15 protein-coding genes are annotated in these 22,227 nt (G+C 40.6%); 1 reads left to right on the plus strand and 14 read right to left on the minus strand.

The window, feature by feature from the left end; all coding sequences use genetic code 11:
- Positions 1-395 precede the first annotated feature (395 nt).
- From ESV85_RS07445 to trxA, 8 genes are all read right to left on the minus strand, one after another.
- Positions 396-1,742: a hypothetical protein gene (locus ESV85_RS07445; RefSeq protein ID WP_146916235.1), complete on the minus strand. Its 1,347-nt coding sequence runs from the start codon at positions 1,740-1,742 to the stop codon at positions 396-398.
- Complete coding sequence (locus ESV85_RS07450; protein ID WP_146916237.1) at positions 1,739-2,785, minus strand: c-type cytochrome; 1,047 nt, start codon at positions 2,783-2,785, stop codon at positions 1,739-1,741. The genes ESV85_RS07445 and ESV85_RS07450 overlap by 4 nt, the downstream gene beginning before the upstream one ends.
- Positions 2,786-2,884: 99 nt before the next feature.
- A complete protein-coding gene (locus tag ESV85_RS07455) occupies positions 2,885-3,601 on the minus strand; it encodes an acyl-[acyl-carrier-protein] thioesterase (protein WP_146916239.1) in 717 nt (238 codons plus the stop codon).
- Complete coding sequence (locus ESV85_RS07460) at positions 3,598-4,773, minus strand: MFS transporter (protein WP_146916240.1); 1,176 nt, start codon at positions 4,771-4,773, stop codon at positions 3,598-3,600. The genes ESV85_RS07455 and ESV85_RS07460 overlap by 4 nt, the downstream gene beginning before the upstream one ends.
- Positions 4,774-5,035: 262 nt before the next feature.
- Positions 5,036-5,521, minus strand: a complete 486-nt coding sequence (locus tag ESV85_RS07465) for a DUF6691 family protein (RefSeq protein ID WP_146916242.1) — start codon at positions 5,519-5,521, stop codon at positions 5,036-5,038.
- 12 nt (positions 5,522-5,533) lie between these two features.
- The gene (locus tag ESV85_RS07470) at positions 5,534-6,115 is read right to left on the minus strand and encodes a YeeE/YedE family protein (RefSeq protein WP_146916244.1); all 582 of its coding nucleotides are present in this window, start codon (positions 6,113-6,115) and stop codon (positions 5,534-5,536) included.
- Positions 6,116-6,245: 130 nt separating this feature from the next.
- Entirely contained in the window at positions 6,246-7,667 is a 1,422-nt protein-coding gene (locus ESV85_RS07475) for an MBL fold metallo-hydrolase (RefSeq protein ID WP_146916246.1), read from the minus strand.
- A 91-nt stretch (positions 7,668-7,758) separates the two neighbouring features.
- Entirely contained in the window at positions 7,759-8,073 is a 315-nt protein-coding gene (gene trxA, locus ESV85_RS07480) for a thioredoxin (protein ID WP_092901422.1), read from the minus strand.
- Between the two features lie 168 nt (positions 8,074-8,241).
- On the opposite strand from trxA, the gene ESV85_RS07485 reads away from it, so the two are divergent.
- Positions 8,242-11,223: a DUF2723 domain-containing protein gene (locus ESV85_RS07485; protein WP_146916248.1), complete on the plus strand. Its 2,982-nt coding sequence runs from the start codon at positions 8,242-8,244 to the stop codon at positions 11,221-11,223.
- A 259-nt stretch (positions 11,224-11,482) separates the two neighbouring features.
- Here the strand turns inward: ESV85_RS07485 and ESV85_RS07490 are convergent, their stop codons facing one another.
- The 6 genes from ESV85_RS07490 to ESV85_RS07515 form a co-directional block, all read right to left on the minus strand.
- Positions 11,483-11,677 carry a DUF6728 family protein gene (locus ESV85_RS07490; protein ID WP_146916250.1) on the minus strand — a complete coding sequence of 65 codons (195 nt, stop codon included), beginning with the start codon at positions 11,675-11,677 and terminating at the stop codon, positions 11,483-11,485.
- Positions 11,678-11,804: 127 nt separating this feature from the next.
- On the minus strand, positions 11,805-13,787 hold the full coding sequence (ispG, locus tag ESV85_RS07495; protein ID WP_146916252.1) for a (E)-4-hydroxy-3-methylbut-2-enyl-diphosphate synthase: 1,983 nt from the start codon (positions 13,785-13,787) through the stop codon (positions 11,805-11,807).
- Positions 13,788-13,792: 5 nt separating this feature from the next.
- A complete protein-coding gene (locus tag ESV85_RS07500; RefSeq protein WP_146916254.1) occupies positions 13,793-14,497 on the minus strand; it encodes an SDR family oxidoreductase in 705 nt (234 codons plus the stop codon).
- 63 nt (positions 14,498-14,560) lie between these two features.
- Entirely contained in the window at positions 14,561-18,025 is a 3,465-nt protein-coding gene (locus ESV85_RS07505; RefSeq protein ID WP_146916645.1) for a hypothetical protein, read from the minus strand.
- Between the two features lie 46 nt (positions 18,026-18,071).
- Entirely contained in the window at positions 18,072-21,776 is a 3,705-nt protein-coding gene (locus ESV85_RS07510) for a sensor histidine kinase (RefSeq protein ID WP_146916256.1), read from the minus strand.
- A 56-nt stretch (positions 21,777-21,832) separates the two neighbouring features.
- Complete coding sequence (locus ESV85_RS07515) at positions 21,833-22,084, minus strand: hypothetical protein (protein WP_146916258.1); 252 nt, start codon at positions 22,082-22,084, stop codon at positions 21,833-21,835.
- Positions 22,085-22,227 lie beyond the last annotated feature (143 nt).

The following is a 22,227-nucleotide window of genomic DNA, read 5'->3' on the forward strand; positions in this document are numbered from 1 at the left end:
AATTAAACTATAAATACTAATGTTTCCCGTGGGATTTTCTCTGCAGGTTTTAATTCCAAGAATGGACTTGACCGAATCTTGTGAATTAAAAAAGTAGAAAGATGAAGAATTAAAACCTTTGCGAGGGGAAACTCTTGAATTTGCTACTTAAGCAGGTTGATAATCAACGCATACTTTATTTCAAGTAAAAAGGATATCCGTGGACAGCGCCTTTATGGGTACAAAGGTGACTAGAAGATTCCGTATATCCTAATTCATTATAAATGCAATCCATTTTAATCGTGCTAAATGAAGAAAATAATTTTCCTTTAATTACTAAAATCGCTTAATTTCTCATTTTAAAGCACTTGCAGGTAAGTCACATCTCAGGAAATAAATAGACGATTTTTTTTTATCTAGTTCAAACTCCAATTCACAATTCCATTAACATGGAACATCCCGACCTTATTATATTCCTGACCAGGTTTTAAATTCTGATTTCCAATTGCTTCTTTGTTCATGACCAACAATTGAAAATCAAGTTTTGAAATTGCCTTGGGCGAATACTTCATCCCCAAATTGATTTGTCGGTAAGACGGCATGTTGTATTTATTCTCCGAAGGAGCATTCAAGGGTGGGAGCCAATGGAAGCCTACATGTGCAAAAGCCTTCAGATCGGTGTTTGGAATGGTGTATTCTGCAAAAGCCGTCACTGCGTCCAATAAGCTAAACCCTTCATTTCTTTCTCTAGGGATAAAGGTATACCAAGCCCCCTTCCCCCACTCTCTTGGACTTAGCCAAATTCCTTCTCCTCCAGTTTTGGTGTAATTCAGGTGAAGATTCCATGCTGCCTTTTTGAATCCAAATCGTGAAGAAACAACCCAGTTTCTATCTTCAGGGTTTTTATATTGAAAAGTCTGAACCTCATTTCCTCCATCGCCTAGGCCAGATTGGAATCCCGCTTGCACTCCCCAAAGCCAAGTAATTCCTGATTGTTCATTCCGCCACTTTTTCTCAGCTTTTGCCCAAAGCGTAGTGGAAATATTCTGAACCAAAGTATTGGAGAAATGTATACTTAACCCATTCCAGACTTTTTCCACTTCAGCTATCCCTATCCAGTCACTTTCAGTATTCCCAGCATATTGAGACCCTTCGCCATTTAGATCGCGACCAACAGGAAATACGCCAATACTCTCACCAACAGAAAGCCATTCACTTGTCCCACGCACACTCATCGCTCCGATTCCCCAAGCAGAAATTTTCCATTTATCTTTTGTCGAAAACCATACATTCGCACCTTCTATTCCTGTAGGAGAAAGTCTACCGTCCTGCCCATTAATCCAATCGGTATTGATTGCCATACGACCAGCAGATATCCCCCAGTTAGTTTTGGAATAGGTTAAGGATAGATTTTCCAACTTCCCGAAAAAGCGATCTTCTTGGTTTAACAAGTCAAACAACCCAACCTCATAGCGATTTCCATTATGGCTAACAGGATCAAGAGCTGTCAAATCTGAGCTCCATATATTCCCAAAAACACGATATCCCACACGAAACTGTAGATTCTCAGCATAGGTTATTTTCGCGCCAAGATTTAAGCTTGTACCCAAAGCATAGTCATCCTTGAAATCACCTGAATAGCTGGTACTCATCCAAAACATTCTAAAATGAACATCCGGAGATACTTCAAGCTTTTTCTCAGGCTGCTGCGCGAAAGTTAGAAATGGGATAAAAACGAACAGTCCCAATACATATTTCATCATTTTCTTGCAGCTTCTTTGATCACTTGAAACGGACCAAATTTATGTTGCTGCTCAGAGAATTCATCTGAATAAGGACCGAAAGGATGGTCCATAGGCTTTTTAGAAATATCAGGCCAGTCACTCGGGAAATCTCTCTTCGGCCTATCCAAACTATTGACATATGCGGCTACATCCCAAGCTTCCTCATCCGAAAGGATTGGGTTTTCATACGTTGCGCCAAAGGGCATATTTACTTTTACGTATCCAGCAAATCTAGACATACGAAATAATCCAGCGCCTTGGTTATAGCTATGCTCCCCCCAAAGTGGCGGATAAGTATAACCTGAACCATCGGCCTTCATTACTCCTTGCCCATCGATCATATGGCAAGTCACACATTGCCTTTCATAAATAGTTTTTCCTTTGACAGGGTCTGCAGCTCTATCCAGCAAAGGCACTTCGTAAATCCCGGAACCTTTCGGTTCTTCACCTTTAGCCACGTCTTTTCCAAGCCAATTCATATAAGCCACTATGGCTATCATTTCCTTGCTATCGTTAGCCAATACCTCCCCATTCAAGCTTCGCTGGAAGCAGCCATTGATTCTCAATTGTATATCTTCTGAATTTCCTGATCTACCTCGCACCTTTGGGTAGGTACTCTTGGCTGTGGAATAATTATTCCCTAAAGGAGCTGTCCCTGCCTGTAGATGGCAGTTCTGACAATTTAATCCATTCGATATTTTACGCACCTTACCCTGGGGCCCAAGGTATTCAGACGTGTTGGCTATAAGTTCACGACCATATTTTATCTCGTCAGCATTAGCTTCGGCATCTACTGAAGTCCAATCTGGAGCTTGCCACATGCCTACTGGATCCATCAAAGCTTTTGATTTAGGTGAATCTAGAGTTGCTGGCACAGCAGCTAATTGCATTTTTGGCGGCTCAAGACCTACATAATCAAAATACAAAAGCCCTGCAATTAAACCTACAAGAAGAAGCGCCGAGACTAGAAGTCCCATGATAAGTGGGAAAAGTCGAAATAAAGATTTAGAAGTCTGATTCATAATTACCTGATCAAGCTACAAAAATGATCTAAATCTTCCTCGTAGCATGTGACGAAGATCACGTTGACTGTTTAAAAAATATGATAGAAGAGTAAGGTATCATTTGGCTTCTGCCAAAAAAACCTGCTTTCCGTCTACTATACCCTGAACTATATAATGTCCTTCGTGTCTGTATAGATGAATATTCAATTCATCACCCATAACACATTCCGCTAGGTAATTAATCAAAAACGGAAGCGTATGACAGCCGTTTTCACGAAGAATATTTTCCACCCAACGTACATAGCTGGTATTATTAACATGATTATTCAGATCTAGATCCGAATACCTCACTTTCAGTTTTTCGCTTTTCAGCAACTCCCCTTTAAGCCGAATCTTCTCAGGCTGCCAGGCTGGTTTTTCCTCAGGATCAAAAAGCTCAGGAGGAAGAGCATTTTCAGGTCTTAGTATTCTTTTGCTCTGCAAATTCATCAACACCCAAGAACTCATCGCCCGGGCAAGAATTTCACCGGTAGGATTTGTGACTAAAAACTCCCGAAAAGCAAACAGCTTGTCTACTCCTCTACCAGCGGTATAGACCTTGATAGAATCTCCCCAAGAAGGCAAATTCTCACAGATAATGTCAATCCGAGCCAGAATCCATGACAGATATTGCTCTTGTAGATTCCTTCCAAAATCAGCTGAATCAGCATGACGCCAAGCTATTTCCTGAAATAAATTAGACAATGCTGTCAAACTCAACTTCCCATCTGGATCGACCTGATAGGAGCGGACTTCAAAATCTTTTTCAAACTGAAAGGAAACCTTAGAACTCATTTAGCGCGGTTTGGTGAAGGCTTAATTGGAATAAGAAAAACAGCTTTTCTTATGCTTGACAGAACGGTAATTCCCAATCCCGCTACTGCTATAAGCGCAAAAGAGAATTTTAAATTAAATAATTCTGCAATAAATCCAATCATAGGGGGCCCTAGCAAAAAGCCAAAGAATGAAATAGTAGAAACCAAGGCCAGTGCAACGCTTGGCGTATACAATTTAGATCGTCCAGCAATGCTATAGGAAAGTGGAATAATCGAGGCTACCCCAAGTCCTACCAATAAGAAACCTAACGTAGAGGTAACGAGAGTCGGGAATAGCACAGCTAAACTCAAACCTAGAAAAATCAACACCCCACTGACTTGAATCACCTCCACCTTGGTATATCGAGCCGCTACTTTATCCGTAATGAATCTACCCGAAGCCATCGCTCCCATAAAGGCAACGTAACCCAAAGCAATTAAGGAAGGATCTGACTGGACAACTTTTTTAAAATAAACACCTGACCAATCAAACATACAGCCTTCGGCCATCATGCCTAGAAAAGCAATCAGACTAATCCTTAGCAAAAGCGCATCTGGTTTTTTTATCACCAATCCGCCTCCACCTTCTGACACTTTCTTGTCCTTGATAATATAGCGTTGGGCAGAAAGGATAATGAGAACCGAAATAACCATCACCACAGCATAATGCTGTGCCGGTGAAAAGCCAATATAAATCATCAATGCCCCCAATCCAGCACCTGTAAAACCCGCTAAACTCCATAAGCCATGGAATGAAGCCAGGATACTTTTCCCCATCTCATCTTCCAATCCCAAAGCTTGAGTATTGAGCGATATATTCATCACATTCCCAAGCATTCCATACAGAATGAGCACAGGTATCAAAAACCAAGTAGTAGGTGCTAATCCAATTAATGGCAAGGTCATCGCGTAGGCAAAACTGCCAAACATAACTACTGAACGGCTTCCAAACCGATGAACTGCCCAGCCTGCGATCGGCAAGCCTATGACAGAACCAAGTGGCAAAAACAGTAATAAGGTACCCAACTGACCTTCTGAGAGATCGAATTTGGACTGTATATCCGGAATCCTTGCCGCCCATGAGGCGAAGCAAAGACCGACGAAAAAGAAAAATGCCCCTAGGGCAACTCGTCTTTTAGAAAGTGTGTTCATGTAAATAGGTGGTTTAGGAGGCTCACAAAAGTAGGCAATAGTAGTCCAAAAACCTGCCTCTTTCAGAACATTACCTTGATAAACCAGTTACCTTAGTCTTACTCACTTTATCAAAAATCCCATGGAATTGGTCATAGCAGGAGCCGTAATCGTTGCCGCCATATTTATTGTGCGCTTTATCATCAAAAAAGTTTTTGACTAAAAAAAGCCACTTTCTTACAGGAAAGTGGCTTTCAAAATTGAATTTTTAACTTTTAGTCTATCAATTCGGTAGTTTATCGGAAAATTTACCATACACCCAGGTTCCTGCAATAGCAGAAAGTAATGTTACGATCACTATTGTAAACCCAGATCCGATCTGCGCAAATAGCGGCCCCGGACAGGCTCCAGTTATTGCCCAACCTAAGCCAAAGACAAATCCTCCGATGATCTGTCCCTTACGGAATTCTTTTTTAGGAATATTGATTTCCTCTCCTGCAATTGATTTGATTTTCAATCGCTTGATCAATTGAATGGAAATGATACCGGTGACAATCGCCGAACCTATTACTCCATACATGTGAAAAGAGTCCATTCGAAACATTTCCTGAATTCTAAACCAAGAAATAATCTCAGCCTTCACAAACACTATCCCGAACAAAACACCTATTACCAGGTATTTTAACAATGCCAAACCTTTCTCCCCAGACTCCTGAGAATTGGGCGCATCACAAACTGCTTCCTTCATATTTTTATCTGCTACTAACATTTCTATAATCGATTAAAATCCTGCCAATTTCATTAAAGGGCCTAAAAAGACCTGCGTCATCAGAAAGCCACCTGCCATAAAGAAAATGGTTGCTACTAGTGATGGCCATTGCAGAGCACTGATCCCCATTATAGCATGTCCAGAGGTACATCCTCCAGCGTAGCGCGTTCCAAAGCCGACTAGGAATCCTCCCAAAACAAAGAATAGCAATCCTTTTGCAGTGAATATGTTTTCCCATGAGAAAATATCCGAAGGCATCAGGCCTGAGAAATCAGTAATTCCTAAAGCCGCTAAATCAGTTTGAGTTTGTGCGGCAATCAAAATTTCATTTGGATTAGAGATAAAAGAGGTAGCTATAAAGCCTCCAGTCATAACGCCAAGCACAAATACCAAATTCCACATTTCCTTTCTCCAATTATATTGGAAAAAAGGAATTTTAGCGGGTATACACATCGCACATACATGTCTCAGGGAAGATGAGATTCCAAAGCTTTTATTTCCCAAGATCAGTAAGGCGGGAACTGTAAGGCCTATCATTGGCCCTGCCACGTACCAAGGCCAAGGCTGGCTAAGCCAGTCAATAAATTGATTCATTTGAATATTAATTGGGTGATATAATTTCAAGCTGTTAATCAGCTTGAAAGTTAAATTAAGTGGCCTGTGAGGACACAGACCACGGTTTTATAATTTTGACTCTTTAATCTTAATACTAGCTACTTGCCACTTACAGTAACGTTGTTGGGCAGACAAATTCTGAAATTTCAAATTCTCCAGATTCCTTAAGCTCTTTGAACCCACCTTTGACATCAATAAGGTTATCATAACCTCTGGCTCTAAGGATGGAATTGAAAATCATAGATCGGTAACCACCTGCACAATGCACGTAGTAGGTTTTATCCTTGTCTATCTTCAGCATGCTTTCGTTGATGTAATCAAGGGGTGCATTTTCTGCATCAAGTACATGTTCCGATTGGAATTCTGAAGTTTTCCTCACATCCAGAATATTAATGTTTTCATTTTCTTTCTTGATGTCTGCAAGTTCTGAAGCAGATATTGAAGTGATTTGATCTATTTCTTCGCCTGACTTTTTCCAAGCTTCAAATCCACCATTCAAGTAGCCAATAGCATGATCGTAACCTACTCTAGCTAATCTAGTCACCACTTCCTCTTCTCTTCCTTCATCTGTTACGACCAAAATTTGCTGCTTCAAGTCTGGAATCATAGCTCCTACCCATACTGCAAAACTCCCATCAATTCCTATGTTAATTGAGTTGGGAACAAAGCCTTTGTTGAAAACCTGAGGGTCTCTAGTATCCAATATCAAAGCACCTGTATCATTTGCTACCGCTTCAAATTCTTTCGGCATCAATGGCTTCACTCCTCTTTCCAACACATCATCAATGCTATCATATCCTTCGATATTCATCATGACATTTTGAGGGAAATAAGCTGGCGGAGGAGTTAAGCCAGTAATCAATTGCTTAGTAAACTCTTCCTTAGTCATCTCTTGAAGAGCATAGTTCGTTTTCTTTTGGTTGCCCAGAGAATCTGAAGTCTCCTTACTCATGTTTTTACCACATGCAGATCCTGCGCCGTGAGCAGGATAGACAATCAAATCGTCCTCAAGCGGCATGATTTTATTGTGAAGCGAATCATAAAGATGTCCTGCAAGTATATCCTGCGTCAAATCTGCGATGACTTTCTGCGCCAAATCAGGTCTTCCTACGTCACCTATAAACAAGGTATCGCCTGTGAAGATCGCTTCCGCTTTTCCTTCCTCATTGAAAAGTAAGTAGCAAGAACTCTCCATGGTGTGACCTGGAGTGTGAATCAACTTGATTTTGGCCTTGCCGATCTGAAACTCCTCTCCGTCTTGAGCGATGTGGGCATCAAACCCTAACTTCATATCCGTTGGGCCATAGACTATCTGAGCGCCTGCTTTCTTAGCCAAATCAATATGCCCAGACACAAAGTCTGCATGAAAGTGAGTTTCAAATACATACTTTATTTTAGCATTTCTCCGATTGGCTTTCTCAATGTAAGGCTGTACTTCTCTCAAAGGATCGATTACCGCAGCTTCTCCATCTGACTCAATATAATAAGCTCCTTGGGCTAAACATCCTGTATATATCTGTTCGATTTTCATATCAATCTTGTCTTATTTGCTATTAACCTGTCCACAAAAGTAGGGGTTTGAGTTTTGGCCCTGAATGACTTTTGTCACAGAAGGCTCATCCTTACTCTATAATATTAGATTTTATTGTTTTGACCAACTGATGAGCTGGAACGACTCCAGACTCTCTCCAGAGGATTTTACCTTTTTGGAACAGTATCAATGTAGGTACTCCACGAACTTGAAACTTACTTGCGGCCAACTGATTTTTGTCCACATCTACTTTCAATATCCGAACTTTATCTCCCATTTGTTTGGCAGTATCCTCCAAAATGGGTTGCATCATTTTACATGGACCGCACCAAGTGGCAAAGAAATCCACCAATACCGCTTGATCTCCATCTATTAGTTCTTGGAATGTTTTAGCTTTTGCACTCATAGTTTCTGTGTTTTCGTCACAACAAAAGTAAAAGCTAAATCAGTTCAGGTTAGTAATTATTATCACATAGGAATGGACAGGTATAACAGCAAGAGTTTTAAAATACCTAAAATCACCCTAATTGGTATTTATTTTTTTTATTTTCGCCTGTCAAATTCCACTTACTAAATGCTCAATTACAAGCAAATCAATAATCTGACCGGTTGGGTCGTTTTTGCGGTAGCTACCTTGGTTTACGTTCTTACGGTCGAACAAACTGCTAGTTTCTGGGATCCAGGAGAATTTATAGCTGTAGCATACAAGTTACAAGTACCTCACCCTCCAGGAGCTCCATTTTTTCTTTTAGTGTATCGCATGTTCAGTTTCTTCGCATTCGGAGATCCTTTGCAGGTGGCCTATTGGATGAATATCGGTAGTGCGCTATTCTCAAGTTTCTCAATTTTATTCCTTTTTTGGTCTATCACTCTTTTCGGAAAAAAGCTTTTCAAAGTAGTAGAAGGCCAGGAAAGCAAGGGAGAAATTATCACATTAATGGGCGCAGGAATCGTTGGAGCTTTGGTTTACACCTTTTCAGACAGTTTCTGGTTTTCTGCTGTTGAGTCAGAAGTTTATGCCATGTCTTCCTTCTTCACTGCAATCGTGATTTGGGCATTCTTGAAGTGGGATGTGATCAAAGACCCTCGTGAAGAGAACAAGTGGATGATTTTCATCGCCTATTTGGTCGGACTTTCGATCGGAGTACACTTACTGAACTTGGTAACTTTGCCAGCTTTGGCATTGATCTACTATTTCAAAAAGTACGAAAACCCAACTTTAAAAGGAGGCTTTTTCGCTATGTTCCTAGGTGGAGTAGCGCTGATAATTATCAATAATCTGATTATCCCTGGTCTTCCAAGCTTGGCTGGTTCTATGGAGATTTTCTTTGTGAATAGCATAGGTCTACCTTTTGGATCAGGTATAGTTGTATTTATGTTGTTGTTTTTTGCAGCGGTATTTTATGCTTATAAATATTCCCGCAAAAAGGGAAATGCTATTCTGAACACAGCTCTTTTATCATTCATATTTATTCTGATCGGCTATGCGAGTTATGCACTGATAGTAGTGCGTGCCAACCAAGACCCTATCATCAATGAAAATGCGCCGAAAGATATCGTCAGCTATGTATCGTATCTGAAGCGTGAGCAATATGGTTACAGACCTTTACTTCATGGGCAGTATTTCACTGCACAATTAGTATCCCAAGAAGAAGGCGCTCCTGTTTATATGAAAGGCAAGGACAAGTATGAGATCGTAGACTATTCTTTAGTAAACACCTATGATCCTACGAAGACAACTATTCTTCCAAGGATTTACTCTACGCAGGAAAGTCACAAAAGGCTTTACCGTCAAAAACTAGGCTTGAGAGAAGGACAGGATCCTACCTTTGGAGACAATCTTTACTTTATGTTCTCGCACCAATTAGGCAAAATGTATTGGCGCTACTTTATGTGGAATTTCTCCGGCCGTGAATCTGACTTCAGTGATGCACCATGGATTGGAATTACAGATGCATTCAAAGATTATCCTGACTACATCACAGAGAACAAAGGGCACAATAATTACCTCATGCTGCCTCTCTTGCTCGGAATCATAGGCTTATTCTTTCAAGCTATGAAAGACCCTAAATCTTTCTATGTTAATTTGATGCTATTCCTAATGATGGGAGTAGTGCTTGTCCTTTACCTGAATTCCCCTCCGGTCGAGCCGAGAGAGCGTGATTACATCTATGTGGGTAGTTTCTATGCATTTGCGATATGGGTAGGAATTGGCGTAATGGCGATAGCTCATATGATAGGTCGAGCGACGAAGAATCTAGCAACAGCTGGAATTATTGCAACGCTACTCACGCTTCCTGTGGCTGGCCTGATGGGAGCTCAAAACTGGAATGATCACAATAGAAAAGGAAGATACTTCTCCGTAGACTCTGCCAGAAACTTCTTGGCATCTTGTGCTCCAAACGCCATCCTATTTACCGGTGGTGATAATGATACCTTCCCACTTTGGTATGTTCAGGAAGTAGAAGGTTTCCGTACCGACGTCCGTGTGATTGTATTGAGCTATTTCGACACGGATTGGTATGTGGATCAAATGACAAGACCAGTCAATGAATCTGAAGCTTTACCATTCAGTCTGGATGCTAACCGTTACCAAAAAGGCACAAATGATGTGCTTTATGTAATGGAAAGAGAAGGCATGAATGCTATCTCGGTAAGGGAATATTTGAAGCTTCTGAACTCAGGATCTGATCTTCTGAAAATGGAAACAGGCGGAAAGTCTGTTGCCAACATGGTTCCATCGAGAAATCTGATTCTAGAAGTTGATAGTGCTGCAGTAGCCAATAAGGATATTATTCCTACGGAATTTGCTCCTCTTTTCGCTCCGCAAATGAATCTTCAGGTCACTGGAAATTATGTCACAAAAGGTACTTTGATGCTGATTGATTTGATTACTTCCAATAATTGGGAGAGGCCGATTTACTTCAATAATACTTCCCTAGCTACCATCGGTCTCAACATTCAAGATCACGTAGTGATGGAAGGCTTGACTTATCGATTACTTCCCGTTCAAAAGCCTGATTACATTCGTGAAGAGCTAGTAAATGCTGATTTGGCCTATGAAAACTACATGACCAAGTTTGCCTTCCGTGGTATGAACAATCCTGATGCGTATTTGGATGAGGAGTATAGAAGATTTGCTTCCAATCACCGAAGTGCTTTGAATAGCATTGTCATTGCATTGCTAGAAAAAGGGGATATGGAAAAAGCTGCTACGTTACTTAATTACGGATTGGAAGTCATGCCAAATGAAGCGATTCCTTACGATCTATCTAGTGGTCAATCAGTCCCTCTTTTCTTTGAAGTAGGAGAAGATGAAAAGGCATTAGATATTATCGATAAAGTATCTAAAAAGTCTCTTGATATGATCGAATTCTATACCAGCGAAAACAGAGAATACGATAGAGAAATGATGATCTCTGTGGAGATGATCAAGTATTTCATTCCACTTTTGGAAGAAAGAGGTTATCAAGAAAAAGCTCAGGAACTAAAGCTAAGAATGGAGCAATTCCTAGGCCCACAGCAAAGTGGCGGCAGTGCTTTGGATAGAAGATAAATAGCTATTAAACTATAGAGAAGGGGTTCGAAGATGATTCGAACCCCTTTTTTGATTTTTAACCGCGGTGAGCACAGAGTTTTTCGCAGAGGGCGCAACTCACTTTTCAATTGATAAGGGAAAAAGGCATAAGAATGATTATTAGCTAGAAAAAATCTACAGACTTAAGGGTGAATTCTTTAGATCCAAATCCGGAGCTTTAATCAATAATATTGCGCTCTCCGCGTAAAACTTCGCGGACTTTGCGGTATAAAAAACTCTAAATAAACCTTTTCACTATCCAAAAAATAATAGCCAATAGAAATACAACAATGGAGATCTTATTGATTCCATGCATCATGCGAAGGTTGTAATTAGACTTCTGGCTTGGATCAGGTTTTTGGAAAACTCTAGTAAAATAATTTCCAAATTCACCCAACTGGAAGAAACCTTTAACTTTTTTATTTTCAGACATGGCTTAGCTTTATTGGGTAAACAGACAAGATTGGATAATGGTTTACTGAACTTTCGAGAACCTGCTTCTGGAGAAGCAGGTTAACAAAGATTACTTAATCCTTCGAGGTTTGTAGAAACCTCAAAGGTTAGATTATTTCCGGCTCGTTCCACATGCCGTCTTCCTTGATGATTTCTATCAATTTATCAACGGCTTTCTCTGAAGGAACCGAACGCTTCATCACTTCCTTTCCCTTATAAAGTGTGATTTTTCCTTTTCCAGAACCTACATAGCCATAATCGGCATCGGCCATCTCACCAGGCCCATTCACGATACAACCCATAATTCCGATCTTCACACCTTTCAAATGATCAGTTCGCTTGCGGATCATCGCGGTAGTTTCCTGCAGATCAAATAATGTTCTACCACAAGAAGGACAGGAAATGTACTCTGTCTTGGACATTCGAGTTCTTGCTGCTTGAAGTACACCGAAACCAACAGAATTATGCAACTTGATTTGACCTAGAATTTCTTCACGAGAATGCTCTTTTTCCTTCTCTAAGGATATAAAGATTCCATCGCCCAATCCATCAATCAATAAACCCCCAACGTCTGTAGCGGCATACAGCGTGGTTTCATCCTGAGACTGATCAGGATAGCTTACTTTGGCTATTACTGGGATCTCAGACTTAGCTTCCAGCAAACTCACAAATGCTCTTCGCAAAGCGGGCATTGCATGTTTGTTTTCAGTTTTTAAGATCAGAACAGTATCCTTTCTATTAGAAGTAAGCACTATCGCTTCAGCTATCTGGGTGTCAACTATTTCCAGAAAATTTACTTCTGCATGGAATTTCTCAGTAGTAGAAAAACTTACCAAATCGAATAGAGGAAACTTGTTTTGCTGGTCAGATCCGACAGTCCAAATCGCTGCATCTTGAATTTCCTTCATACCATTTGGAAGCATAAAAGGAATAGGATTGGATCCTGAATACACAAAATCACACCCCTGATCGTTCATTTTCCACTTGTCCAGTTCTGGCAAATAGAAATGACCCACTGACTTCATTTCCTTTTCTGTGATCTTCTCGACCTTAGAAATATCGGTAATCACACGAGGAACATTATGTCCTCCGAAGTTGTAAATCTCTTCGCTGTGACGCTTGAAATGTTCGTAAGGATTGACAGGATAGCTTTGAATCGGCTTAATGTCCGCATGTCCAGCACGGTGAGCATAGCGATCAATCAATGCTTTGGCGACTGGTGCCTCAAACTCTGGGTCTTCGGTCAATGAAACACGAACTGTATCTCCCAATCCATCTTCAAGCAAAGTTCCTATCCCGACTGCCGACTTGATCCTGCCATCTTCAGCTTCACCGGCTTCCGTCACTCCAAGGTGTAAAGGATAAGGCTTGAAACCACCTTCGTCTAATTTTTGAACTAGCAAACGATAAGCCTGCACCATCACCTGCGTGTTGGAAGACTTCATCGAGATTACGATATCGTAGTATTTCTCGTCCTCACATATTCTCAAAAACTCCAATGCAGACTCCACCATTCCTAGTGGAGTATCTCCATATCTACTCATAATCCGATCAGAAAGAGAACCGTGATTGGTTCCAATTCTCATCGCGGTTCCATGCTCCTTGCATATTTTCACCAAAGGCAAAAACCGCTCACGAATACGATCCAGCTCATCCTGATAGGTGATATCTGTATATTCTATTACTTCAAATTTCTTCTTGTCCGCATAATTCCCTGGATTCACTCGCACTTTTTCCACGATCCTTGCAGCTACTTCAGCCGCATTGGGAGTAAAGTGAATATCAGCAACCAAAGGTGTATTGTAACCTCTTTTGCGAAGCCCATCCTTGATATGTCTTAAATTTTCTGCTTCCTTAATGCTTGGAGCGGTGATTCTCACCAATTCGCAACCTGCTTCGATCATGCGAATACTCTGCTCAATGGAGCCTTCTGTGTCCATTGTATCCACTGTAGTCATAGATTGGACCACAATAGGATTATCTCCGCCTACGATGACATCACCGATTTTCACCGGAATGGTTTTTCTCCTTGAATAACTCGTCAAGCTATCGCAATACAGCTGATCTAATGATTTGATAAGTGGCTCCATGTGGGTTATATATCTCCTAATTGAGGTCGGATTACTATTTCTTCAACAACTGACTGAGGCGAAAGGTTATAAGCAGCCCATACACTTTCTGCAACGTCCTCAGCTTTCATGAATCTTTCGACAGGCAAATCCACTCCTTCCCAGCTCGACGTATAGGTAGCGCCTGCAAGAATAGAAGTTACTTTAATCTGATGTGGTTTCAATTCCTCACGTAGGCATTTGGTCATTCCCAGCATTGCCCATTTGGAAACTGCATAGCTTCCACCATTTGGATAGGCAGTTAATCCCGCTACAGAACCCATGCTGAAAATATGACCTGATTTACGTGTGATCATTTCCTGAGCAAAACCTCTCGTCATATAATATGCAGAGTACAAATTCGTCTCCATCATCAGCTCGAAATTCCCGTCTGCCTCATCATGAATTGCTCCTGGGATAAAGACTCCAGTATTATTTACCAATACATCTGGAACAGCCACAGCCTTGATCTCCTTTACAAGCCTAGTAACATCTGCCTTTTTAGAAAGATCAGCTTGTATAGCCAACACCTTAATATTGGTGTATTTTTCTTTCAGAGAAGCCTTCAAACTAGCCAGATCAGCCTCATTTCGCGCGCAAGTGAAGATATCAAAACCCTCCTCTGCAAATCGCTCTATGATTGCTCTGCCTATTCCTTTGGTGCCTCCAGTGACGAGGATGCTTTTGCTCATTTGATTCGTAGTTTAATAGTTAGTATGACAACTATTTAGCTTACGCAAAGTTACATTTTTTTATCAAAACAGCGCCGAAACTTGCATTCTCCCTACGTGCACAATTCGATCCAGGCCCTGAGAATTTCTGCCTTCATACACAAGATTGAGCTGAAGTCCCTCCCCGATTTTCTGTAGCCAATTTACATTCCAGGTCACATTAGTCCCTGGTGTCAAAGCTTGGAGCATTTCATAGCCTACAGGTGAATTAGGGACTCCATTGTAATCAATCTGAATCAGTTTCAAATTGCTCGTCAAGGTTGTTTTAACTGCACGAGAAAAACGAAGATCTATTCCTACTTGATGCAATTGGGCTTTTTCTTTGAATTCAATATTGGCAGTATTGACTTTCCCAGTAAAAGAATAGGTCGCAGTAGTCCTGAAATAAGGTGTTGGTTGCCAGGAAAATTCCGGTCCAATTTGACTTTGGGAGATCGTATAATTTCTATTTTCCAAGAAATCAGAAGAAGAAAGTCGATTGCCTGCTCCTGCCAAAATCCTCAATGTCGTCTGTCCATTGAAATTGTAGCGTGTATTCCACTTCCAATCTTTTTGAATCAAATCCTCAAAACCTCCTGAAAGCAATTGCTTAAACTGAGAATCGAAATAAGATAAGTCAAAACCATACTTAGCTGAAGCACGATTGAAGAAAAAACTAGACCGTATGACTTGACGAAGTGACAAAATAGCTTCTCGATTCACACCTCCTACAAATGGATTTATCCGATCTACAAAGTCATCCGAAGTGACTTTTTTCTCCACGCTTAGACTCGTGGTATTGGAAAACTTATACAGAAATGCCGTTAATCCTCCAGACTCTTTCCATGCTTCGGGAAACTTTGCCTGCAGCCTATAATTCAAAATACTCGTGTAAGCTTGGGTGTAAGTATCCGTCGGTACAAAAATTTTGATGTATTGCTTTTCTTCAGGGTTGATGGCCAGGTAAAATTCATTCAATTGCTTTACTCCATCCCCATTATCATCACGCCAGGTATGCGTACCATCCCCATTTGGTGCAGGCAAAAAGACGAACTCACGCTGTAACTCTCGTCCGTTTCCAATGGCATAGCTGATTTCATTTCGAATGAGGTTTTTACCCAAACTTCCCTGATAGTCCAGCTTCCCCATCACTGTAAGCTCAGATTGCAAATCACGTTGCAAATATGCTAACTCCCGGTAAGTGAACGTACTACTCAAACTATGCTGAGTCCACTGCTTCCGGAAGGTCAAATTGGAGGTGAAAGCTCGGGTGTCATTTAACAATTGACCCGCAAAAGGAGCTTTATCTTCACGCCAAGCAGCATCTGCTAGGAAGGAATAGCTAAGTGAATCATTGCTTCGCAAATAGAGCAAATGCTGCTTAAAGTTCATTGCAGTACTCACCACAGAATCCGTCTCGGCAATTCTCAAGGCATTCTGATCCAAAGAAAATTGATAGCCCGGAACGATAATTTTGGAATTGTAACTCACATCGCCCAAATACCGAGTCCAGTCTGATTTCAATGAATCCTGAGTTGAATTTAACCGGAAAAACTCTTGTCGTACCCTGATTTTGGAACCCAACTGTACATTCCAATTAGCAGAATGTTGCGTTCCATTTAGCACATTTTGCCTATTCCGCAGGTAAAAAAGATAATCAAAGCGATTGAGCACATCTTTTTCAAAGCCAATCCCGGCACGAAAAAACTGCTCGGATGCAGAGCTTTGCAAAGCATCTTGACTTAATCCCCAATCCCGATCAAACTCAATGTATCTGAATCGATCAATGAAATTAAAGTTGGTGGAATTGTACTCGTATTCAGTCTGGCCCTTCATCGTGTAGCCCTTGAAAAGTGAGGACTCCCGACCTTCACTCTGCAGTCCAACCTTCATACCCAGCCCTTGGTTATCCAGGTCATCTAATTCAGAAAAGAGGTTTTGATCCACCGAAGAAAGTGCCAATTCTGTATAGACTTTCTCATGTTCGTTCAACTTGACCCTTGTTCCCGCTGTCACCATTCGCTTGCTATCAGGAAGCGGAAGCTGGGACAAAATGGAATAATCTCCCTGTGGCTGCCCATTTAATCTCGGAACATATTCGTAGACTGTCCCATTAGATAATTGGCTAGCCCGTCTATAATCTCCCAGTCCTGCACCAACTAGTGAAAATCCTAAGTCATAATGTGCCAATTCAGGATCATTGGAATATTCATAATAAACCAATGGATTTCCGAAACCGTCGAATTCTGAGACTCTAGCATATAAAATCCTATTCTTATCAAAGGCTACGCTATCGATACGCGGGATTCTAGCAAGTGCTGCACTATCTCCCACGGAAGCCATAAGTCCCAATTCCTGCTGTGAAAAATCAGTGAAAAGTGGGCGGTTCCTATTGTCTTTCTCTTGGTAATAATTCAAATACACATCTACCTTCCCGTTGGTCTGTGTATGGTTTACTCCGATGATAGATCGGGAATAATTCCGCTCTGCATATTCAAAATCCACACGAACCCGGGAATACTGAGTGATCAGAACCTTAGGAGTAAAGGTGATTTCTGCCTGATTGTAATCAATCACATAATCTTCATTGAATCCGCGCTTGAGCTGCTTTCCATCCAGAAATACCCGTTCTGAATTTGCCATGATGATTACAAAACGCTCATTATTTGGGCCGCTCACGCGATATGGACCCAGCACTCCTTCCAAAATCGGTAATTGAATTGAAGCGAATTTCCCTTTGGCAATGGAAGCAAAAGCCTGTGAACTGGCAGACCACTTGTCATCCATTTTATACTTAGAAGTAAACTGTAAGCCTTGCACATTTTTGTAATAGCGAAGAAATTCAGACTCTCTTTGCTGTAACACCACATCCCCTGCAGCCAAGCTAAAATCATCATTGTACAGTTCGATCAGCACATTATCAAAGTCTTGGATTTGCTGAGTATTTCCCTCTGGTTGAAAAGGCACATTTTGATCAGTGATGCTTGCGCGGATTTTCAGATTCTCAGCTATATCTCCTTCCAGTTGAAGATTGAGTGCAGAGTTCACAAATACATTTTGCGTATTTCCGAAGGAAATCCCACGCGTGAGACTTCCGGATTTATAGAGATTCGTAGTAGGAAAGAGCTCCTCCCGAAAGTCAAAAGCTGGCAATTCGGACATTCTGTTATCCTTGAATTGGGCTGTGGAATCATAATCCGTCAACAAAGTTCTATGCGCAATCGGCTGATCGAATCGAATTGAAAAAGTTCTATAGCAAAGCAAAAGTGAATCTGGCCTAGATTCATTTTCAAAAATTACTTGAAGTTTGTTTGTACTGAGCTCATACTTGAAATCATATGACTCTCCGTTTCTATCAGTAACTCTTATTGTCTCCCCAAGTATTGAAAGTGAATCAGCAATAGTGGGATTGAGAAACGCTCCTGACTCTACCCATCGACATTTCTCCTGAGCTTTTACCGAAGTGAAAAAGCCAAGCAGTAATACCCAGAAAAGTAGCCAAACTCGCATGCTCACTCCAAAATTCCTTTTGATTTGAAGGTAGTAAAAAGATGAATTAACCCATCAATGGAAAGGTGAGATAGAACGTAGTTCCTTTACCAAGCTCTGTTTCAAACCAGATTTTACCCCCAGCAGTCTCCACTCCACTCTTTGCGATAGCCAATCCCAAACCAGATCCCGTGGACTTGGTAGAGAAATTAGGAATGAAAATCTTATCCTTCAGGTCATCTGAAATACCCTTTCCATTGTCCGTAATTTCAAGGAAAACGGCCTGCTCAGTCATCCAAAGCCAAATTCGAATCACTGGTTTCACGCCAGGTTCCACAGACTGAATCCCATTAATCACCAAATTTGAAATTACTCTTCCGAAAAGCTTATCATCACCCATAATAGGGATATGCTGTGTAAATGAATCATCCTGAAAAATCAACTCCACTTGCTGATCACCACTGAACAGCTCTAAGACCTGATTCAGTACCGATTTGAAATTCATCAACTCATTATTCGGCAGAGGCATTTTTGCGAATGTCGAAAAAGATGAAGCTATTCCACTAAGTGCATCCACTTGGTGAATCAACGTTTCCAGCGACCTTTTTAACTTTTCAGCGTCATCTAATCTCCCCGCATCTTGAAGACGGATCAAGTGCTGAAGCGTGAGTTTCATCGGTGTCAACGGATTTTTGATCTCATGAGCAACCTGCTTTGCCATCTCTCTCCACGCAGATTCTTTCTCTGTGGAAGCTAGGACTTTCTTAGAGTTTTCGAGTTTGAAAAGCATGTTGTTATACTCATTCACAAGCAAGCCAATTTCATCTTTGGATCCCCAATACATGGGCTCATTATTCTCCAAATTGGTAGCTTTTAGCTTTTGCGTAAGCAACTTAAAAGGGAAAGTAAGATTGGTAGAGACAAAGTAAGAAACGAATAAGAACAGGATGAAAATCACCACAAAAGCATTAAAAATACTGCTGAGCACGTCTGCGATCAATGTATTCAACTCCGTTTCAGACTCGAAAAATGGTACAGCCAAAATCCCCAGATTCTCTTGACTCGCAGTAGCAGGAATGGATAAATAAACGGCCTTGTACCTCAATTTCCCTATTTGCTCTTCAGCCAAATATTGACTTTGCCCCATCTCTTCAATCTCAGCAATCGCTTTGGGATTGATCAGTGGTGCCAGGATTTTCTTGTCAAAAATATTCGGACGATTAGTGGACTCCAGCTTACCATCTAAATTGTAAAGATGAATATCACTGGCCGTGGTATTTGCCAGCTCATTGACTTCTTCATTTAGTTCATCGCTATCCACATCAGCAGGTTTTTGGTTATTCAGAAAGCTTCCCAAATTCCCCCTGATCAGAGCTGCTTTTTGGATATACTGACGATCTAAATCCTCACGATAGCTATTTACCAATAGCCCAATGGTGATGATACTGATGATAATAATCGGGAAAAAGAAGGCAAAATTGAGGTAAAGTTGAAGTTTAGTAGAATAGTTAAATTCAAAATTCCTCACTCCTGTAAATAAAGTATTGATCAAAATGGTCAAAAAAGTCATGATCACGAAAAGCACAAAAAACAGCGAAATATTCCCAAAGAAGTGTGAAAGAGGGACATTCCTGGAGGAAATAACAATCAACTCTTCACCATTTTTGATTCCAAAATGATGATATCCATTTTGATGAACGCCCTCTACTAATAATGCCTTTCTAGACAAAACTCGCTCAAACCCTTTACTCAGGAAATTAAATGACCCCGAGTTTCTTATAAATTCCCCTTCCTTAAAAATGGCATAATCATACAATACAGGATCTAGTTTGTCATTGTATTTCTTATCCAACAACAACTTAGGGTAGACACTTGTTGGCTGCACACGTAACTGTCTAAGTTCAAGAAAGACCGTTCCAAGGGATGAGCCGTCTTTGCTCATTGGTACAAAAGCAATAAAGCGATTACCTGAATTGGATTCATTCCCTCGGATGAAATATAGATCCTTTACACTAGTAGCATAGTCGCTTTTGATAAATTCCAATTGCATTTCCTTAAGACTCTCATCAGAACCTGCTCCTTGTATTTGCTGCCCTGCCGTATTGAAAATTCGAAGTTGAACTTCAAACTGATCAAAGTAATTATCCAGGTAAATCCGTCTTATTTTGGTTGCTATAGGTTCTTTGGAGAAAAGAGGGTCGGCTATTCTGTTTTGAATAAATAAGTCATTCTTGATTCGCGTGAAAATTTCCCCTAGGAAAAACTCCGTCATCACATCATTTTCGATGAGGTTTTGATTTGCGAATCGAGTTTTAGATTGTATTAATTCACCTTTCTCTGTCTGGAAAATGCTTATTCCGGCAATAGTCGCTGTCACGAGGCAAGCAAAGAAGAAGGTTAGAAAAGTATCTAATCCGAGTTTAAAGGCATTTTTGAATAACTCAAGTCGAATGATAATGACTAAAAATGAAAGATGAATCAACCAAATGACTCCTGCCCAAATTGTAAAAAAGAATAATAACCCTGCGACAGGAAGACCGATTATAGCTAGCCATTTGTAGTATTCTCGTTTGCGCTGGTTGATCTCTAAAAGCAAACTAAAGAGTGTCAATGAAAGTAAAACGTAAATAGCGCCCCACAGAAAAAGCATGAAAAAACTAATCCCTTTGAATAGATCGAATTGAGGAATGGAACTGATATCTAATGCCCATTGTGAATTAATGATCAAATCCCGAGGTAAAGACCACACCATGTACAGACAAACAGAGCTCACAGATAGGGAGAAAAAGAAAAATACTAGAAACTCATTTTTGGATTTGAGAACTTTTATCTTTTCATGCATCATCCTCGATGCAAGCTGATAGATCACCATAGCTAAGATCAAAACGGCACAAAGCGTATTGATCAGCAGATCACCAAGACTGGGATTGAACCAAGATGAAGCATAATTCGCTACGTCGAATAGTGCCAAATTGAGGTAGTTCCCCGGAAAATCTAGTAATAGCATCATCATCCTAAATGCTCCAAGCACAAAAATCGCGTACCCGATAGACTCCCATCTTCTTCCGGATTTCCATTTGCTCAGTACGAAATCAGAGCTTAAAAGAAAATAAAGTAGGAAAACAGAGGTGAAAAAAATCAAGATTGCTGGATTAACAACCCTTCCCGCCGGGCTGTAACCGAACAAGAAATTGATTCCAAAAAGAGGTATACCAGCAGGATTCTTAACTATGGATGTGGCATCTTCAGGGTTAGTGAAAAGCTCGAATCGATCATTGCCAAAGATGTCTGGATTCGCTCCAGTAATCAGGTAGTTGTTTTCAATATTCCCTGGCCAAATCAAACGTAGCACATGAAGCATAACATATTCAGCGCCATTTCTTTTGACTTTCCGAGTCTTAAGCAACAACGTGCCATAAGGATCCTCAAGAAGTTGATATTCCTTGGTTAGGTCTACTTGAGAGAAATCCAGTGTGAGCGTAAAGTCTGACCAATACAAAAGGTCTTTTTCTGGACTTAGAATAAAAAAGGGATGCCGATGGATAGGTATACTAATTTGACCAAAACTTAAGCTGTCATCAGGCCTGATATCCATGAGAATCTGAATGAAATCTTCATCAAATTCTTTATCAACAGCTTGAACCCGATCCTGCAGCGCTTGCAAATAGGTATCCTGTTCATTTTTCTGGAAGAAAAAGAAATTAAGGATCAATACGGCAAGAAGAGAGAAAATACTGATCAAGATGATCAGACGGCGGGAATCATGCTTCATTTAGATGTAAAATAAAAAAAGCAAAGTCCTTGATCAAACTTTGCTCCTTTATTCATTTAATGTACGGCTAATTTCGCCTTCCTTTTTTTAGCATTTCTATACCAGAAAAAGCCTAGAACCATCGCTATAAGGTATGGCATCACAAAAAGGTACATAATCCCAAGGTTCAAGCCTGCTCCAATGCTGGTATCTCCGTTGCTTACATTATTTTCTACAGATGCTCTACACATGGCACACTGAGCAAAACTTGCAGTTTGAAACAGAAAAGCGAAGAACGGAAAGAATCCTATTTTGAGTGCTTTTTTCATGTGTTTAAAATTTGATTTCATTTGGCAACATAGCCTGTTACGAACTTGATTTGGAATAATCTCACATTGCAAGTAATCATCACACTGTTTGCATTCTTTGACATACAAGATTTCATATTATTTCCTACGATTTAAAAAGAAAG

Source organism: Algoriphagus aquimarinus, assembly GCF_007997215.1.
In the GTDB taxonomy this organism is placed as follows: Bacteria; Bacteroidota; Bacteroidia; order Cytophagales; family Cyclobacteriaceae; genus Algoriphagus; species Algoriphagus aquimarinus_A.